The sequence below is a fragment of the Streptomyces cinnamoneus genome (assembly GCF_014650495.1).
In the GTDB taxonomy this organism is placed as follows: Bacteria; Actinomycetota; Actinomycetes; order Streptomycetales; family Streptomycetaceae; genus Streptomyces; species Streptomyces cinnamoneus.
The window spans coordinates 179,626-197,590 of sequence record NZ_BMVB01000002.1 but is presented as its reverse complement, the minus strand read 5'-3'; the positions used below and the strand labels follow the sequence as shown (position 1 = coordinate 197,590).

The window sequence follows — 17,965 nt, the reverse complement described above, 5'->3', positions numbered from 1 at the left end:
ATGGCGTCGACCGCAGCATCCTCCGACCCCCGGGACGACGTCCCGCGGGACAGCACCGGCACGGGCGGCAGCGGGGCCCTTCCGGACTCGCTGGACGTCGCCACGGAGGCCACCCGCAGCCTCCAGGGCCTGTCCACCGAGCTGACCGGACGGGTGCCGCAGCTGCTGGAGGCCATGCGCTCGGTCGGCACCGGCCGCCTGGACCTCCACACCACCCTCGACCGGATCGCCCGCACCGCCGCCGAACTCGCCGACGCCCGGTACGCCGCCATCGGCGTCATCGACGCCGGGGGCGAGGGGCTGTCGGACTTCGTCACGTACGGAGTCACCCAGGACCAGTACGAGCACATCGCCGCCTTCCCCGACGGCCAGCACGCCCTCGGCGTCCCCATCCGCGTCGGGGGCGAGGTCTTCGGCAACCTCTACCTGACCGAGAAGCGCAGCGGCGGTGCGTTCGACATCGCGGACCTGCACATGGTGAAGATCCTCGCCACGGAGGCCGGCATCGCGATCGGCAACGCGCGCGTGCACGACGAGCGCCGTCAGCGCATGCGCTGGATCGACGGTTCGGTGGCCGTCACGACGGCCCTGCTGTCGGGCAGTGACGCCGAGGACGCCCTGTCCGTCGTCGCCGAACAGGCGCGCAGACTGGCCGATTCGGCCGCCGGGATCGTGTTGCTGCCCGACGGCGAGGGCGGGCTGGAGATGGTGGCCGTCTCCGCCGAGGACCCCACCGGGCTGCTCGGGACAGTGATACCGCCGCACAGCCCCGTCGTCTCGCAGCTGCTGGCGGGGGAGCCCGTCTTCATCGACGACTCGGCCACCGACCCCCGCATGATCACCGAGGTGGCGCCCCGCTTCGGCCCGAGCATGCTGCTGCCGCTCAAGAGCGGCGACCGCGTGCTGGGCACCCTCGCGACCCCGCGAGGCCGCGGCGCACGCAAGTACACCGCCACCGAGCGCACGCTGGCGGCGCAGTTCGCCGCGCAGGCGGCCCTCGCGCTCGTCCTGGCCGAGGCGCAGCGCGACCGGGAACGGCTCGCCGTCTTCGAGGACCGCGACCGGATCGCCCGCGATCTGCACGACCTGGTCATCCAGCGGCTGTTCGCCACCGGACTGCTGCTGGAGAGCGCGCAGCGGCTGGCCGTCGTGCCCGAGGTCTCCACGAAGGTCGGCCAGGCGGTCGACGAGCTGGACGTGACCATCCAGGAGATCCGCACCGCCATCTTCGCCCTGCAGCAGGAGCCCACGGAGGCGCCGGCCGGGCTGCGGACGCGCGTGCTGCGGGAGCTGGGCACGGCGGCCGTGCCGCTCGGGTTCCAGCCCTCCGCGACGTTCCTCGGACCGGTCGACGCGAAGGTCGGCGAGCTCACCGGCAAGAACCTCATCGCCGCCCTGCGGGAGGCGCTCTCCAACGCCTTCCGGCACGCACGGGCGTCCCGGATCGAGGTCCTGGTCGACGCCACCGCCACCCTGCCGGACGGCCGGGAGGCGGTGCGCCTGACGGTCGCCGACGACGGCGTGGGCATCCCGGAGGGCGGTCGGCGCAGCGGACTGCGCAACCTCGCCAAGCGCGCCGAGTCGCTGGGCGGCTCCAGCTCGTACGGACCGGGGCTGGGCGACGACGGGGGCGGCACGAAGGTGATCTGGGAAGCGCCCCTGTAAGCGCGCACCAGCAGGGCGCGTCGCACGCGATGCTGACGGTACGTCCGTGCGAAGCGAGGGTGCGGTCGTGAACGGTTCGTCCGTGCGGTCGCAGTGGATCGGGTGGTGACGGTTCGTCCGTACGCGTATCCGTGCGCGTTGGTGACGGTGCGTCCGTGCGGGTGCGTCCTTGTAGAGGTACGTGTCGCCCTATAGATGCGCGCATTCCTCCGAACGGTCTTCTGTGGGGGCGCCCGGCATGCGCTCACGCCAAGATCGCCACCATGCGATGGTCGTATCGTTCGTACCGCCGGACCCACCGGAGTCTGCGGAGCCTGCGGACCCGCCCCGTGCACCGGCACGGCGGCGCGCTGCTCTGCGCCCTGTGCGTGGCGGTGGCGCCGCTGCCGTCCGCCGCGCCCCCCGCCGGGCACGCCCCGGAGCGGCTGGCCCGCCTCAGCTCCGAGGTGCTCCGGCTGGCGTGGCAGACGGGATGGGTCCGCCACCGCTACGAGCGCGGGGTGCGCGTGGCGAAGGACCAGAGGAAGCGGGCCGACCAGCTGGCGCGGCAACTGCACGGAGAGCGGATCCTGGCGGCCGTCCTGCACGAGGACGCCGGAACCGTCGCCCGGGCGCAGTACCGCACCGGCGGCTTCACCGCCCCGGGCAGCCTCGCGGCCGCCGCCGAGCCGCTGGACATGCTGGAGCTGCAGTCCAACGACTCCGACCGGCGGGAGCGTCTGGCCCGCATGGTGATCGAGGCCGACAGCAGGAGCCGGACCCTGGCGGCGGACCAGATGTCGACCTCCGCCTCCTGGCAGGCCCTCGACGCCGATGTCACCCAGCTGCGTACGGAGAAGAAGGCGCTGGAGGAGCGGCTGGGCCGGGCTCGCGGCGAGCTGAACAGCCTGGCGGCTGCGGCCGTCCGCAACGGTCGTTGCACCCCCGTCGACCTCGACGGCCTGCAGGCCGAGCTCCAGGACAACCAGAGCGGCACGGACCGGGCGGCTGCGATCTCCCCGAGCGGCTTCACCCGCCCCCTGCTCACGTACGAGCTGACCGCGCGCTTCGGGGGCACCGGGGTGCACTGGGCGGGCGGGCACTCCGGGCAGGACTTCGCCGTTCCCACCGGGACGCCCGTGCGGTCGGTGGGGAGCGGGACGATCGTCTCCATCGGCTGCGGCGGCCCGTTCGGCATCAGTGTGGTGGTGCGGCACGAGGGCGGCTGGTTCTCGCAGTACGCCCATCTGGCGGCGCCGCTGCTCGGGTCGGGCCGGCAGGTGCGCGCGGGCGAGTGGATCGGGCTGTCCGGGACCACCGGGAACTCCACCGGGCCGCACCTGCACTTCGAGATCCGCAGGTCCGCGGAGTTCGGGTCGGCCGTCGAGCCGGTGGCGTGGCTGCGGGCGCGCGGCGTCCTGCTGTAGGCGGCGTGGGCCTGCGGGGTGCGGCCTGCGGGGTGCCGGGTGCCGGGTGGTCGGGTGTCGGCCGCCGCTGTGCCGGGGCGCCGGCTCGACGGCCGTCGGGGCGCTGGGGGCGCCGGCTTGATGGCCGCCGGGGCGCGGCGTGGCCCGCGCCCGCGCCCGGCCTAGGGCAGGCCGTGCAGGAGCTGCTCGATGACCGCCGCCACACCGTCCTCGGTGTTCGCGGCCGTGCGGTGGGTGGTGGCCGCCAGCACCTCGGGATGGGCGTTGGCCATGGCGTACGAGGTGCCCGCCCAGCTGAGCATCTCCAGGTCGTTGGGCATGTCCCCGAACGCCACGACCTCCTCGGGCGCGATGCCGCGCTCGGCGCAGCAGCGTGCCAGGGTGCTGGCCTTGCTGACGCCCGGCCCGCTGATCTCCAGCAGGGCGGTCGGGCTGGAACGGGTGAACGAGCCGTGCTCGCCGCCCGCCATGCGGGCCAGGTCCAGGAACTCGTCCGGGGCCAGCTCCGGGTGGAAGGCGAGCAGCTTGATGATCGGATCGCCTTGGCCGTCCCCGGCCTCCAGGAGCTCCTCGGCGGGGGCTATCCGGGCGTCCGGGTCCAGCTGGAAGGGCGGATAGTGCGGCTCGTAGTCGAAGCGCGAGGTGCGTTCGATGGCGAAGGAGGCACCGGGGGCCGCGGCGCGCACGGCGTGGACGATGGCGAGGGCGGCGGTGGGCTCCAGCGGGCGGACCTCGACGCAGCGGCCGCCGTCGTGCAGGTCGACGACGACGGCGCCGTTGGCGCAGATCGCCAGGCCGTGCCCCTGCACGTGGTCGCGGACGACGTCCATCCAGCGGACCGGGCGGCCGGTGACGAAGAAGACCTCGATGCCCGCCGCCTCCGCCGCGGCCAGTGCGGCGACGGTGCGGTCGGAGACCGTCTTGTCGTCGTGCAGCAGGGTGCCGTCGAGGTCGGTGGCGATCAGCCGGGGAACAGCTGCGGTCCGGCCTGCGGCCGGAGTGTCGGGCTCGGTAGCTGAAGTCACGGCCCCATTCTCGTCCACGCCCCCGGGGAGGCGTACAAACGTGCGGCCGGAAAGCCCCGTGCGCCCGCCCGCCGGGCCCAGCGCCTAGGCTCGGTGGCATGCGACTGAGCACCGTGATCCTTCCCGACCGCCGCTGGTCCGAGGGCGGCCGTGACTCCTGGCAGCGCGCCGAGGAGCTGGGCTTCGACACCGCTTACACCTACGACCACCTGTCCTGGCGCACCTTCCGGGACGGTCCGTGGTTCGGCGCGATACCGACCCTGACGGCGGCGGCCGGCGTGACGTCCCGCATGCGGCTCGGCACGCTGGTCACCTCCCCGAACTTCCGCCATCCGGTGACGCTCGCCAAGGAGCTCATCTCCCTCGACGACATCTCCGGCGGGCGGATCACGCTCGGCATCGGTGCCGGCGGCTCCGGCTTCGACGCGACCGCGCTGCGGGCGAGCGGCGAGGAGGCGTGGACGCCGCGCGAGCGCGCCGACCGCTTCGCCGAGTTCGTGCCCCTGCTGGACCGGCTGCTCACCGAGGACGTGGTCTCCCACGACGGTGAGCACTACTCGGCGACCGAGGTGCGCAACATTCCCGGCTGCGTGCAGCGCCCCCGGCTGCCCTTCGCGGTGGCTGCGACGGGTCCGCGCGGCATGCGGCTCGCCGCCCGCCACGGGCAGGCGTGGGTGACCACCGGCGACCCGAAGCTGTACGAGACGGGCACGCCGGAGCAGTCCCTGGCGGCCGTCGCCGGACAGATCGAACGCCTCGGGGAGGTGTGCGCCAAGGCCGGCCGGGACGTGGCGGAGCTGCGCAAGGTGATGCTGACGGGCTTCACGCCGGACCGGCCGCTGGAGTCCTTCGACGCCTTCGTCGACTTCGCCGGCGCGCACGCCGAGGTGGGCATCGACGAGATCGTCGTGCACTGGCCGATCGCCGGCTCGATGTTCGAGGCCGACGTCGCCGTCTTCGAGAAGATCGCCACGGAGGGGCTCGCCCAGCTCGCCTAAGCGGTTGCCGCGGTGTGCCGTGCGTTGCCTGCGGTCTGCCGCAGGCCGCTTGCGGCGGCCGCAGCGGCGACCGGGCGACCGGGCAGCGGCTGGTTGGCCCCGGCGGCCTGCCGACTGGTGCCGGTCGCTGTTGGACACCGCGTCGGCCGTGCGGAGGTGCGGCGGCTGTAGGGCGGCGGTGGCCTGCGGCGTCCTGCCGGTCGTTGCTGGACGCGGCGTCGGTCGGGCGGCTGCACGCCGGCCGGGAGGCCTGCTGCGGCCTGCCGGCTGCTGCAGGGCCGCTGCGGCGGACGTGCGGGCGTGCGGCGGCCGGGAGGGCTCCGATGGCCCGCCGGCTGCTGCCGGTCGATGCCGGTCGCTGCGTCGGCCGTGCGGAGGTGCGGCGGTCGTAGGGCGGCGGTGGCCTGCGGCGTCCTGCCGGTCGTTGCTGGACGCGGCGTCGGTCGGGCGGCCGCACGCCGGTCGGGAGGCTCGCTGCGGCCTGCCGGCTGCTGCAGGGCCGCTGCGGCGGACGTGCGGGTGTGCGGCGGCCGGGAGGGCTCCGATGGCCTGCTGGCTGCTGCCCGGTCGATGCCGGTCGATGCCGGTCGCTGCGCCGGCCGGAGGCCCCGGCGGCCTACGGCTCACCGGGCGGGAGGAGGCCGTCCATCACGCGGGCGCGGACCTCGCGCTCGGCGGCGGCCGCGATGAACGCCGCCACGTTCTCCGGGCCGACCAGCTCCCGGACGGCCCGGACGGCCGCTGCGGGCAGGCGCACCTCCTCGGCGGCGGCCGCAGACGGGCCCGTGGCGGCGCCCGGCCCGGTACCGGGGAAGCCGCCGGGGGCAGCGAAGGGACCCGCGATGGCGTCTGCGTCGGGGGCGTCGGTAGAGCCCAGGACGGGGCCGCCGCCGGGACCCTCGTGGGGCCGGTCGTCGGTGCCGCCGGTGGCAGGACTCTCGCCCGGGCAGTCGTCAGGGCCGGCGTCGGGTTCCGCGTCAGGGCCGTCAGCAGGGACCATGCTGGGTTCCGCGCCGGGGCCGTCGGCGGGGCCCATGCTGGGTTCCGCGTCGGGGCCGTCAAAAAGGCCCACGTCGGGTTCCCGGTCAGGGCCGTCATCAGGGCCCGCGCCGGGGTCCGCATTGGTACCGCCACCGGTGCAGTCGTCGCAGCCGGCGGCAGGGCCTTCGCCGGGGCCGTCGCCGGGATGGGCGTCGGGACTGCCGCTGGGGCCGTCGCCGGGGCCGCCGCCGGGACGTGCGTCGGGACCGCCGCTGGGGCCCACGCCAAGACCGCCGCTGCCGCCCACCCCAGGGCCTCCGGCCGCAGCGGCCGGTAGTGGCTGGGTGAGGTGGTCGCGCAGGTGGCGTGTGGCCAGGGTGTGCATGGCGCGGGCGAGTTCGGCGTCGACGGTCTGCTGGGCGAGCGGCCGTAGTCGCCGCACCAGGGCGGCGGCCTGTGCTGCCTCCTCGTCGGTGGGGGGATGGCCGAGGTACGGATGGAAGACGTGCTCGGCGGTGAAGTCGAGGAAGCGGCCGGCGATGTGCTCGACCTGGGTGCGCAGCTCGCGCAGGTGTCCGGAGATGGCGGTCAGGGGGACCCCGGCGGCGTGGAGCTCGGCGGCTACGGCCAGCTCCTGCGGGCTGGGCACCAGGAACGCGTCGGGCGAGGACGGCAGCCGCACCAGGACGCCCAGCTCCACCGCCTCCTCCACGGCCCGGTCGTTCCGCTCGCCGCCGAAGCGCGCGTCCAGCTCGGCGCGAGTGATCCGGCCGGGCTCCTCGTCCGTCCACGGCCCGTCCACCTCGACCGCCAGCCCCAGCACCCCGCCGAGCCCGCGGCCGGTGTCCCAGGCGTCCAGCAACTCCTTGATGCTGGCCAGGGTGTAGCCCCGGTCGAGGAGGCCGGAGACCTGGCGGAGGCGGGCCAGATGGGCGTCCCCGTAGACGTTGGCGCGGCCGCGCCGCTCGGGCCGGGGCAGCAGCCCGCGGTCCTGGTAGGCGCGGATCGTGCGGACCGTGGCACCGCTGCGGTGAGCCAGGTCCTCGATGCGGTACTCGGCCGGCGGCAGACGGCCGGCGGCCGGGGCCAGGTCGGCTTCCGACGGGCGGCCGGCTTCGGGCGGATCGGCGTTGGATGGGCGGCCGGCTTCGGGCGGGCCGGATTCGGCCCGGTCGGCTTCGGACAAGGCGGTGCTCCTCACCGGCTCAGGAGGCGGCCGCGCGGCCGATCGCGCCCGCCGCGGCCCGGGCCGCCGGCGAGCTCGCCAGATACGCGACGGCCTTGCGCAGCGAACCCTCCTGGGAGGGATGGTAGGACCGCCGCAGGTAGCGCGGAACGGCCGAGCCCAGCTGCCCCCAGGTCGGCAACAACCCCTTCGCCACCGCGCGGTTGTGCTCCCGCAGGGAGTAGCGCGAGCGGCCCGCCGGCTGCGGGTCGTGCCGCAACAGGTAGGCGCTGCCCCAGGACCACAGGTACAGCAGCACCGGAGCGGTGATCGCCATGCCCAGCAGGCGGCGGGCGTAGCGCGCGGGGTCCTCGCCGCCGCAGTGCTCGTACATGTCGAAGGCCACCGAGCGGTGCTCGACCTCCTCGGCACCGTGCCAGCGCAGCAGGTCGAGCATCACCGGGTCGGAGCCGGCGCGGTCGAGGGCCTCGGCGTGCAGCACCCAGTCGCCCAGCACGGCCGTGAACTGCTCGACCGCGGCGATCACCGAGAGGCGGAAGCGGAGCCACTCCCGCTCCGGGACGGGCAGGCCGAACGGGGGCTTCTCGCCCAGCAGGACGTCGAAGAGGAAGTCCACCTGCCGGGTGTACGGGCCGGTGTCCAGGCCCTGCCCGGCGAGGTGGTCCAGGACGTGGGCGTGCTGCACGCTGTGGGTGGCCTCCTGGCCCATGAAGCCCTTGACGTCCTTGAGCAGCGCTTCGTCGTGCACCAGCGGCAGGGCCTCCTTGAAGACCTTGACGAACCACCGCTCGCCGGCCGGGAGCAGCAGGTGCAGCACGTTGATGACGTGGGTGGCGGTGGGCTCGTCGGGGATCCAGTGCATCGGGGTGCCGCGCCAGTCGAACGACACCCGTCGCGGGGCTATGCGGTAGGGGTGGCCGTCTCTCATCGTGGGTCTCCCATCGTGGGTCTCCTCTACAGCGGGGGGTCGATCCGCGCGATGGCGCGCCCGAGCCGGGGCGCGAAGCGGGAGACGAAGCGCAGGACGTGCGCCTCGGGGGCCACCGGCAGGACGGCCCGGTCGTGGATCACGGCGCGCAGGACGGACTCGGCGACCTTCTCCGGTGGGTAGTTGCGCCTCGCGTACGCCCGGCCCACCTTCTCCCGGTGGCGGCGCTGTTCCTCCTCGGACAGGCCCGCGAAGCGGGTGGCGGCGACGATGCCGGTGTTGACGATGCCCGGGCAGATCGCGCTGACTCCGATGCCCTTGCCCGCCAGCTCGGCGCGCAGGCACTCGGTCAGCATCAGCACCGCCGCCTTGGACGTGCTGTAGGCGGTCAGCGACTTCGACGGCTGGAAGGCGGCCGCCGACGCGGTGTTGACGATGTGGCCGCCCTGACCGCGCTCCGCCATCTGCCGGCCGAAGGCCCGGCAGCCGTGGATGACGCCCCACAGGTTGACGTCGAGAACGGCGCGCCACTCCTCGGCCGTGGTGTCCATGAACGTGCCGCCCAGACCGATGCCGGCGTTGTTGACCAGCACGTCCACCACGCCGTACTCGGCGGCGACCTTGGCGGCCAGCTTCTCCATCGCCTGCTCGTCCGAGACGTCGCAGCACTCGGCCCAGGCTTCCTGCGCCCCGGTCAGCCGGGCCAGCTCCGCCGTACGGGCCGCGCCCGCGGCGTCCCGGTCGACGGCGACGACCCGGGCCCCGGCCTCGGCGAAGGCGAACGCGGTGGCCCGCCCGATGCCGCTCGCCGCGCCCGTCACCAGCACCAGCCGGCCGCCGAAGTGCCGGGCGTACGGGCCCGTGCCCGCCGGCGGCCGGGCGGGGGCACCGGACTGCCGGGCCGTCTCCTGGGCGGTGACGAACTCGGCGATCCAGGAGGCCATCTGGTCGGGGCGGGTGCGCGGCACCCAGTGCTTGGCGGCCAGCGTGCGGCGCACCAGCCGCGGCGCCCACCGCCCGAGGTCGTCGTAGAGCCGCTCGGAGAGGAACGCGTCCCCGGTCGGGGTCACCAGCTGGACGGGCACATGGGCGTAGGCGTCGGTGCGCGGGTGGCGCAGCCGCGCCCGCACGTTGTCGCGGTACAGCCAGGCGCCGTGCGCGGCGTCGTCCGCCAGGGAGCCGGCCGGGTGGCCGCCGGACGGCAGCCGCTCCGCGCGCTCCAGCATCCGCGGCCACCGCTTGCCCAACGGCCCGCGCCACGCCGCCTCGGGCAGCGCGGGCACGTGCAGGGCACCCACGTACCAGGACCGGGCCCCCTGCCCGAGGAGCTGGGCCACCCGGCGCGGGGTGGGCCGGGCCATGCGGTCCTTGATCCAGTGCCCGAAGTGGTCCAGGGAGGGGCCGGACACCGAGGTGAAGGAGGCCACCCGGCCCTCGGTGCGGGGCACGGTGACGAACTCCCAGCCCTGCACCGAGCCCCAGTCGTGACCGACCAGGTGCACCGGGGCGTCGGGGCTCACCGCGTCGGCGACCGCCAGGAAGTCGTCCGTGAGCTTCTCCAGCGTGAACCCGCCGCGCAGCGGCACGGGAGCCGTGGATCCGCCGTGGCCGCGCACGTCGTACAGCACCACGTGGAAGCGGTCGCGCAGCCGCCGGGCGACGTCGTACCAGACCTCCTTGCTGTCCGGATAGCCGTGCACCAGCACCACCGTGGGGTCCGCGGCGTCGCCGAGCTCGACGACGCACAGCTCGATCCCGTCCGACCGCACCCGGCGCTCGCGCGCGCCGTCGATCCCCCTGCCCTGCCCGCTCATGCGACCGCCCTCTCTTCCTGTCGGCGCCGCACGTGCGGCAGGTCGTCGTCCAGCCAGAACGCGCTCTCCTGCGGGTCCCGTGAGTCGGTGACCACCAGGAGCTCCTCGAACTTCACGCCCGTGCCGCGGAAGCCCAGGTGCGGCTCGACCGCCCACAGCCCGGGCCGGGGCGGATGGTCGGAGAAGCGGTACGGGCTCCACAGCGGCGACCAGCCCTCGCGGTGGCCGTGCAGGGCGTCCGCCGCCAGCCCCTTCAGGGACTGCACCCCGAACCCGAACAGGCGGGGGGCCCAGGGGCGCTCACGGACCCGGCCCACCTTGTGCGCTATCACTCCGAAGGGATAGGCGCGGTGCCGGTTGGCGTAGCCCTGGCGGACCATGAGCCGGTCCACGTCCTCGTAGATCTCCCGCAGCGGCCGGCGCTCGCGCACCTCGCGCAGCACCAGGTCGCGGTGGGCGCCCAGGTCGGCGACCATCCGCTCGTGCAGCGGGCTGGGGCCCAGGCAGCCGGCGTAGCCGACGTCGGCGGTGAAGCCGCGGTGCACCGGCGCCAGGTCCAGGATGAACGGCATCCCCGGCTCCAGCCGGCGCCCGGTGGGGAAGAACTGCAGCGGCACCCGGAACCCCGCGAAGGCCGTGCGGTCGCCGAACCACGCGAACGGCAGGTGGAACCAGTCCTGCACCCCGCGCTCGCGCAGCCACTCCCGCTGCATGCGGGCCGCCGCCCGCTCGGTCACCCCCGGCCGGAGCTGCGCGGCCACCGCCTCCGTGCACGCGTACGCCAGGCGCTGCACCTCCCGGAAACCGCGCAGCTCCTCGTCGAACCGCCCCGCCATGCCGCCCTCCGACCCGTCCGAAGCCGCACCCGCACCCGCACCCGCACCCGCACCCGCACCCGCACCCGCCGACGCACGCCAAACCGGCCGTGACGCCCGTAAGTTGACACCAACGAATGTGACAATGACCGCAGGCTGCGTCAAGGGTCCCGGCACGCCTGTGGAAAACCTCCGGCGCCCCCGCCCCCACCCGTCGCAGGGGTCGGCCCTTACGGGCGCATCAGACCCGAGGACTACGCACAAACCGGCATCTGGTCTGACGACTGCTGTGGCCCACGCCACTACCGTCGACTACGTGACTGTGATCGCCACCGAAAGCCTCAGCAAGCGGTTCCCCCGGGTGACCGCCCTCGACCGGCTCTCCGTCGACATCACTCCGGGAGTGACCGGGCTGGTGGGGGCGAACGGAGCCGGCAAGTCGACGCTGATCAAAATCCTGCTCGGGCTCTCCCCGGCCACCGAGGGCCGCGCCGAGGTCCTCGGCCTCGACGTGGCCACCCGGGGCGCCGAGATCCGCGAGCGGGTCGGGTACATGCCGGAGCACGACTGCCTGCCACCCGACGTGTCGGCGACGGAGTTCGTCGTCCACATGGCGCGGATGTCCGGCCTGCCGCCCACGGCCGCCCGCGAGCGGACCGCCGACACGCTGCGGCACGTGGGCCTGTACGAGGAGCGGTACCGTCCCATGGGCGGCTACTCCACGGGCATGAAGCAGCGGGTCAAGCTGGCGCAGGCCCTCGTCCACGACCCCCAGCTGGTGCTGCTGGACGAGCCGACCAACGGCCTCGACCCGGTCGGCCGGGACGAGATGCTGGGCCTGATCCGGCGCGTGCACACCGACTTCGGCATCTCGGTGCTGGTCACCTCGCACCTGCTCGGCGAGCTGGAACGCACCTGCGACCACGTCGTCGTCATCGACGGCGGCAAGCTGCTGCGTTCCTCCTCCACCGACGAGTTCACCCAGGTCACGGGCTCCCTCGCGGTGGAGGTCACCGACTCCGACTCCCACCCGGACGGCACGGCGGCCCTGCTGGCCGCCCTCACCGGCGCGGGCCTGGTGAGCCGGCCCGCGGGCCGGGCGGCCGACGGCTCGCCCGCCTCCGGCCACGTGCTCCTGGTCGACCTGGTCGACGAGGGGACGTACGACGTCGTCCGCGACGCCGTCGCCGACCTCGGCCTCGGCCTGGTCCGCATGGAGCAGCGCCGGCACCGCATCGCCGAGGTCTTCCGCGACGACGACGGGCGCGGTGACGGGCACGACGCCGACGGGCGCGGCGGCGAGCCCGCCCCCCAGACCGCCTGGGGCGCCGGATGGAGCAAGACGCCCGGCCCCCGCCACGAGCAGCAGAACGGAGGCACGTCCGATGCCGCCTGAGACCAGGACCCCGGCGGCGCCCGGCCGGCCGCAGCCCGCCCAGGACGTCATCCACAACATCGGCTACCGCACGTACGACGGCCCCCGCCTGGGCCGTGCCTACGCCCGCCGCTCGCTGTACTCCCAGAGCCTGCGCGGCGCCTACGGCCTGGGCCGGTCGGCGAAGTCCAAGGTGCTGCCGATGATCCTCTTCGGCGTGATGTGCCTGCCGGCCGCGATCGTCGTGGCGGTCGCCGTCAGCACGAAGCTCAACAAGCTGCCCGTGGACTACACCCGCTACGCCCTCTGGCTGCAGCTGGTCATCGGCCTCTACGTCGCCGCCCAGGCGCCGCAGTCGGTCTCCCGCGACCTGCGGTTCAAGACCGTGCCGCTGTACTTCTCCCGCCCGATCGAGCGGGTCGACTACGTGGTGGCCAAGTTCGCGGCCATGGCCTCGGCCCTGTTCGTCCTCACCGCCACGCCGCTGCTGATCCTCTACGTCGGCGCGCTGCTCGCCAAGATGGACTTCTCCGAGCAGACCGAGGGCTTCGCCCAGGGGCTGGTCTCGGTGACCCTGCTCTCCCTCCTCTTCGCCGGCATCGGCCTGGTCGTCGCCGCGCTCACCCCGCGCCGCGGCTTCGGCGTCGCCGCCGTCATCGCCGTGCTGACGATCCCCTACGGCGCGGTCAGCACCATCCAGAACATCGCGCTCCACAGCGACAACACCACGGCCATCGAGTGGCTGGGCCTCTTCTCGCCGATCACCTTGATCGACGGCGTGCAGACGGCGTTCCTGTCGGCCACCACCTCCTTCCCCGGCGGCCACGGCCCCGGTGCCGCCACCGGCGCGGTCTACCTCCTCGTCGCCCTCGCCCTGATCGCCGGCTCCTACGGGCTGCTGATGCGCCGCTACCGAAAGGCCGGGCTGTGACCGCCCTCCCGTCACCCGACCACCACCCCTCAAGGAATGGGCTGCGCCGATGAGCACTATTTGCATCGACAACGTCTCCCGCTGGTTCGGCAACGTGGTCGCCGTCAACGACGTCTCCATGACGGTGGGGCCCGGCGTCACCGGCCTGCTCGGCCCCAACGGCGCCGGCAAGTCCACGCTCATCAACATGATGGGCGGCTTCCTCGCCCCCTCCGCCGGCACGGTGACCCTCGACGGCCAGACCATCTGGCGCAACGAGCAGATCTACCGCCACATCGGCATCGTCCCCGAGCGCGAGGCGATGTACGACTTCCTCACCGGCCGGGAGTTCGTCCGGGCCAACGCCGAGCTGCACGGCCTCGGCGACCGCGAGGCCCAACGGGCGCTCGCCACGGTGGAGATGGAGTACGCGCAGGACCGCCGGATCGACACGTACAGCAAGGGCATGCGGCAGCGCGTGAAGATGGCGTCCGCCCTCGTCCACGAGCCGTCCGTGCTCCTGCTGGACGAGCCGTTCAACGGCATGGACCCGCGCCAGCGCATGCAGCTGATGGACCTGCTGCGGGCCATGGGCGCCGACGGCCGCACCGTGCTCTTCTCCTCCCACATCCTGGAGGAGGTCGAGCAACTGGCCGCCCACATCGAGGTCGTCGTCGCCGGACGGCACGCCGCCTCCGGCGACTTCCGCAAGATCCGCCGCCTGATGACGGACCGCCCGCACCGCTACGCCGTACGGTCCAGCGACGACCGCGCGCTCGCCGCCGCGCTGATCTCCGACCCCTCGACCTCCGGCATCGAAGTGGACGTCCAGGAAGGCGTCCTGCGCATCCAGGCCGTCGACTTCGGCCGCTTCACCGAACTCCTGCCGCGCGTCGCCCGCGCGCACGGCATCCGGCTCCTGACGGTCTCGCCCTCGGACGAGTCCCTGGAATCGGTCTTCTCCTACCTCGTCGCGGCCTGAAGGGAGCGGTAACAGCCCATGTACAACCCCACTGTCGCCCGGCTGACCTACCGGGGCCTCCTCGGCCGCCGCCGGGCCCTCATCCTCTTCGTGCTGCCGGCCCTGCTGCTCGTGCTCTCGGCCGCCGTCCGCATGCTGACCGGAGCCGACGACAACACGGCCACGAGCGTCCTCGGGGGCTTCGCCCTCGCCACGATGGTGCCGCTGATCGGCGTCATCGCCGGTACGGGCGCGATCGGCCCGGAGATCGACGACGGCTCGGTGGTCTATCTCCTGGCCAAGCCCGTCAAGCGCCCCACGATCATCCTCACCAAGCTCGTCGTCGCCATCGGCGTCACCGTCGCCTTCTCGGCGGTGCCCACCCTCATCGCGGGCTTCCTGCTCAACGGCAACAGCCAGCAGATCGCCGTGGCCTACGCCCTGGCCGCCACGGTGGCCTCGGTCGCCTACAGCGCGATCTTCCTGCTGCTGGGCACGGTCACGCGCCACGCGGTCGTCGCCGGGCTCGTCTACGCCCTGGTGTGGGAGTCGCTGTTCGGCAGCCTCATCCCCGGCGCGCGGACGCTGAGCGTGCAGCAGTGGTCCCTGGCCCTGGCCGAGAAGACCGCCGGGGCGGGGGCGGTCACGGCGGACGTGAGCCTGCCGCTGGGGCTCACGCTCCTGACCGCCGCCACCGTGGCCGCCACCTGGTTCGCGGCCCGCAGGCTCCGCGCGCTGACGCTCGCCGGCGAGGAGTAGCACCCACCCGTCGCACACCGCTTAGGAGAGGAGGGCCCGCGCGATCGCCGTCTGTTCCGGCTGCAGCGCGGGCTTTCCGTCCGCGATGTCCCACAGGCAGTTCTGCAGGACCCGGCCCAGCGTCCAGCACACCGCCCGCGGCCGGTCCAGGCCGAGGACCTCGGTCATCAGGTCGAACCGGCGCCGCACCGCCCGCGCCACGTCGCCCGTCGCCACGACGTCGTCCCAGCGGTCGCCGACCGCCGGCAGCAGGTCGAACGCGGGGTCGCCGACCAGCGGTTTGGGGTCGATCGCCAGCCACGGCTCACGGCCGGCAGCCGGCAGCGGCGCCAGCACGTTCTCGTAGTGCAGGTCCCAGTGCAGCAGCCGGTCGCCGGCCTCGCCCACGACGTCCTCCACGGCCGCCGCGCACGAGGCCAGCAGCCGGCGCTCCCCGGGATCGCCCAGCCGCGGCAGCGCGTCCGGCACCTCGGCGAGCATCGCCGACGCCACGTCCGCCAGCCGGCGCATCCCGGCCGGCGGCGGGGCCTGCTGCAGACGTCCCAGCAGCTCGCTGAGGGCCAGCAGCGCCGCCTCGGCGTCCGGGACGCCCGCCAGCGAGCGGCCGGCGTCCAGCCGCTCCAGCAGCATCGTGCCGGTCTCCGCGTCCTCGTCGAGGAGACCGACCGCCCCCGCGCCGCCCCACACGCGCAGCGCGTGCGGCTCGCCCGTGCTCTCGTCGGTGACCGGCTGCAGCTTCAGCGCGGCCGGCGAGGAGTCCTCGCGCAGCACGGGCAGGACGAGCGCCACCGCGCCGTGCGCGCCGGGCCCGTCGACCCGCAGTCCCCACCGGTCGAGGAAGTGAGCGGCCAGCTCCGGCAGACCGGCGATCCACTCCGGGCCGCCCTCGCCCTCCGGCATGGTGGCGTGGTTGTCGACGAGACCGGCCGGGATCGTGATCCGGGATGTGCTCTGCATGGGGCGGGCTCCTCCTGCGGCACGGGGTGTACCGGCCTCACCCCTTCCAAACCCCTTCCAACGCGTCAGATCTTGCGATTGCGCCCGGCGCCCAGCCCCAGGAAGAGCAGCGCCGTGCAGGCGACCAGCAGCAGGGCGATGGGCAACGTCCAGTCGCCGGTCGCCTGGTGCACCGCACCGATCGCGAACGGGCCGACGGAGGCGAGGAGATACCCCCAGGTCTGTGCCATGCCCGACAGCCGGGCCGCCGTGTGGGCGTCGCGGGTGCGCAGCACCATCAGCGTCAGCGCGAGGCCGAGCAGGCCGCCCTGGGCCACGCCCATGAGCGTCGCCCAGACCCAGGCGCCCGCCACGGGTGCGACCAGCAGACCCGTGACGCCGGCCGCCATGAGGGCGACCACGGCGACGGCCAGCGGCCGTTGGTCGCTCATGCGCCCGGCGAGCATCGGCACGACGAACGAACCGGCCATCTGCACCAGCGTGTAGAACGCGTAGACCATGCCGGCCTGGCTCTTGCTCATGCCGTGGTCGGTGAAGACCGTCGGCATCCAGGCGATGCACACGTAGGCGATGAGCGACTGGGTGCCCATCAGCAACGTGACCTGCCAGGCCAGCGGGGACCGCGTGAGGGACGTGCCCGCCTCGGCGGACCGGTGCGGCGTCGCGGCCGCCGTCCCGTGCCCGGTGCCGCGCCGCGCGAGGGCGGCCTGCGGGAGCCACACGAGCGCCGCCACGGCCGCCAGCAGCGCCCAGGAGGCCAGGGAGCCCTGCCAGCCGCCGAGGGCGTTCTCCAGCGGGACGGACGTGGCCGCCGCGCCCGTGGCGCCGAGGATCAAGGTGGTGGAGTACAGCGCCGTCATGCTCGCGGCACGGTCCGGGAAGTCCCGCTTCACCAGGCCGGGCATCAGGACGTTGAGCAGGGCGATCGCGGTCCCGACGAGCGCGCAGCCGACGAAGAGGGCCACGACCGGGGGAGCGACGCGCAGCAGGATGCCGGCGGCCAGCAGGACGAGCGCGCCGCACAGCACGGCCTCCGTCCCCCAGCGCCGGGCGAGCCGGGGCGCGACGATCGAGCCGAGACCCATGAAGACCAGCGGAATGGTCGTCACCAGGCTGCTCGCGGCGGCCGCCAGGTGGAAGTGGTCGCCGATCTCGCCCATGAGGGGCGAGACGCCGGCGAGCGCGGCCCGCATGTTGAGCGAGGCGAGGACGATGCCGAGCATCACCAGGGCGGGGTGCGCGCGCGGCGCGCGGCGCCCGGCGGCGCCCGCGGGGGCGGACGCCGGGCTCTCCCCGGCGTCCACGAGCGGCTCGGCGTGCACGAGCGGCCCGGCGCCCCCGAGGGGCTCGGCGGCTATGAGGGGTGTGTCCGGCCTCGTTTCCGGCATGGGGTGCTCTCCAAAGGGGGTGCGGTGAGGTGGTCGCTCCGGTGTGGCCCGGGTCGGTCAGCGCTCGGCGAGCAGCGACTCGACGGCCTGCTTGGGGCGCTCCAGCAGCACCCGGGCGGCCCGGCCGGCCGCCTCCGGGTCACCGGAGGCGATCGCGTCCATGAGCGCGTGGTGGTCGCCGTGGATGATGCGGGGCATGTCGCGGTCGCCGAGCGCAGTGACCAGCGCCTCGCGGACGGAGCTGGAGAACCAGGCGTAGGTGGCCGTCAGCGCGGTGTTGTGCGCGGCCTCCACGACGGCCCGGTGGAACTCGACGTCGTGATCGGCGTACAGCTCCAGGTTCCCGGAGTCCGGCTGGCCCTCGGCGTCCTCGAACGCCCTCTGCGCGTCCAGCGCGGCCCGCATCCGCTCCAGGTCGGCGGGCTCGTGCCGGAGCGCCGCCAGCCGGGCGGCCTCCGCCTCCAGCGCGATGCGCAGCTCCAGGACATCGCGCACTCCGGCGCGCTGCAGACCGCGCATGATCTCGCCGGGGTCGGCCGTGGAGACCACGAAGGTGCCCTCGCCCTGCCGGGAACGCAGCATCCCGGCGTGCACGAGCACGCGGACGGCCTCGCGGACGGTGTTGCGTCCCACCTGCAGCTGCTCGGCGAGCGCGTGCTCGGTCGGGATGCGCTCGCCGACGCCCCACTCGCCCGCGGCGACCTGGGTGCGCAGCTGTTCCACGACGGTGTCCACGAGGGACTGGCGTCCCGCAGCTCGCAGTGCCATGCGTCCTCCGACGATACTGATTCAACCGG

General features: G+C 74.2%; 14 protein-coding genes and 1 pseudogene. 7 read left to right on the top strand and 8 right to left on the bottom strand.

Annotated features, from left to right (window positions below; translation table 11 throughout):
* Positions 1-1,665: a sensor histidine kinase gene (locus tag IE182_RS03430; protein ID WP_190108109.1), complete on the top strand. Its 1,665-nt coding sequence runs from the start codon at positions 1-3 to the stop codon at positions 1,663-1,665.
* A gap of 263 nt (positions 1,666-1,928) precedes the next feature.
* On the top strand, positions 1,929-3,071 hold the full coding sequence (locus IE182_RS03425; protein WP_190108108.1) for a M23 family metallopeptidase: 1,143 nt from the start codon (positions 1,929-1,931) through the stop codon (positions 3,069-3,071).
* Positions 3,072-3,232: 161 nt separating this feature from the next.
* On the opposite strand, the gene IE182_RS03420 is transcribed toward IE182_RS03425, so the two are convergent.
* Complete coding sequence (locus IE182_RS03420; RefSeq protein WP_190108107.1) at positions 3,233-4,096, bottom strand: Cof-type HAD-IIB family hydrolase; 864 nt, start codon at positions 4,094-4,096, stop codon at positions 3,233-3,235.
* A 98-nt stretch (positions 4,097-4,194) separates the two neighbouring features.
* On the opposite strand from IE182_RS03420, the gene IE182_RS03415 reads away from it, so the two are divergent.
* Complete coding sequence (locus IE182_RS03415) at positions 4,195-5,094, top strand: LLM class flavin-dependent oxidoreductase (protein WP_190108106.1); 900 nt, start codon at positions 4,195-4,197, stop codon at positions 5,092-5,094.
* A gap of 1,309 nt (positions 5,095-6,403) precedes the next feature.
* On the opposite strand, the pseudogene IE182_RS03405 reads toward IE182_RS03415, so the two are convergent.
* The 4 genes and pseudogenes from IE182_RS03405 to IE182_RS03390 form a co-directional block, all read right to left on the bottom strand.
* A pseudogene (locus IE182_RS03405) lies at positions 6,404-7,165 on the bottom strand (MerR family transcriptional regulator); the annotation flags it as partial.
* 115 nt (positions 7,166-7,280) lie between these two features.
* Positions 7,281-8,189 carry a metal-dependent hydrolase gene (locus tag IE182_RS03400; protein WP_190108105.1) on the bottom strand — a complete coding sequence of 303 codons (909 nt, stop codon included), beginning with the start codon at positions 8,187-8,189 and terminating at the stop codon, positions 7,281-7,283.
* A 26-nt stretch (positions 8,190-8,215) separates the two neighbouring features.
* The gene (locus IE182_RS03395; protein WP_190108104.1) at positions 8,216-10,003 is read right to left on the bottom strand and encodes an SDR family oxidoreductase; all 1,788 of its coding nucleotides are present in this window, start codon (positions 10,001-10,003) and stop codon (positions 8,216-8,218) included.
* Positions 10,000-10,839: a M24 family metallopeptidase gene (locus IE182_RS03390; RefSeq protein WP_190108103.1), complete on the bottom strand. Its 840-nt coding sequence runs from the start codon at positions 10,837-10,839 to the stop codon at positions 10,000-10,002. Before IE182_RS03390 ends, IE182_RS03395 begins: the two co-directional genes overlap by 4 nt.
* Before the next feature lie 268 nt (positions 10,840-11,107).
* On the opposite strand from IE182_RS03390, the gene IE182_RS03385 reads away from it, so the two are divergent.
* From IE182_RS03385 to IE182_RS03370, 4 genes are read left to right on the top strand one after another with little or no spacing between them, the layout of a single operon-like run.
* Complete coding sequence (locus IE182_RS03385) at positions 11,108-12,214, top strand: ABC transporter ATP-binding protein (protein WP_229844545.1); 1,107 nt, start codon at positions 11,108-11,110, stop codon at positions 12,212-12,214.
* Positions 12,204-13,124 carry an ABC transporter permease gene (locus IE182_RS03380; protein ID WP_190108102.1) on the top strand — a complete coding sequence of 307 codons (921 nt, stop codon included), beginning with the start codon at positions 12,204-12,206 and terminating at the stop codon, positions 13,122-13,124. Before IE182_RS03385 ends, IE182_RS03380 begins: the two co-directional genes overlap by 11 nt.
* A gap of 49 nt (positions 13,125-13,173) precedes the next feature.
* Positions 13,174-14,085: an ABC transporter ATP-binding protein gene (locus IE182_RS03375; protein ID WP_190108101.1), complete on the top strand. Its 912-nt coding sequence runs from the start codon at positions 13,174-13,176 to the stop codon at positions 14,083-14,085.
* Between the two features lie 18 nt (positions 14,086-14,103).
* Positions 14,104-14,823, top strand: coding sequence for an ABC transporter permease (locus IE182_RS03370; RefSeq protein WP_190108100.1), 720 nt, complete (start codon positions 14,104-14,106; stop codon positions 14,821-14,823).
* A gap of 21 nt (positions 14,824-14,844) precedes the next feature.
* On the opposite strand, the gene IE182_RS03365 is transcribed toward IE182_RS03370, so the two are convergent.
* From IE182_RS03365 to IE182_RS03355, 3 genes are all read right to left on the bottom strand, one after another.
* Positions 14,845-15,780, bottom strand: a complete 936-nt coding sequence (locus IE182_RS03365) for an aminoglycoside phosphotransferase family protein (RefSeq protein ID WP_190108099.1) — start codon at positions 15,778-15,780, stop codon at positions 14,845-14,847.
* Between the two features lie 65 nt (positions 15,781-15,845).
* Positions 15,846-17,168: a CynX/NimT family MFS transporter gene (locus IE182_RS03360; RefSeq protein WP_190108098.1), complete on the bottom strand. Its 1,323-nt coding sequence runs from the start codon at positions 17,166-17,168 to the stop codon at positions 15,846-15,848.
* Positions 17,169-17,225: 57 nt separating this feature from the next.
* The gene (locus IE182_RS03355; RefSeq protein WP_190108097.1) at positions 17,226-17,936 is read right to left on the bottom strand and encodes a FadR/GntR family transcriptional regulator; all 711 of its coding nucleotides are present in this window, start codon (positions 17,934-17,936) and stop codon (positions 17,226-17,228) included.
* Between the last annotated feature and the right edge of the window lie 29 nt (positions 17,937-17,965).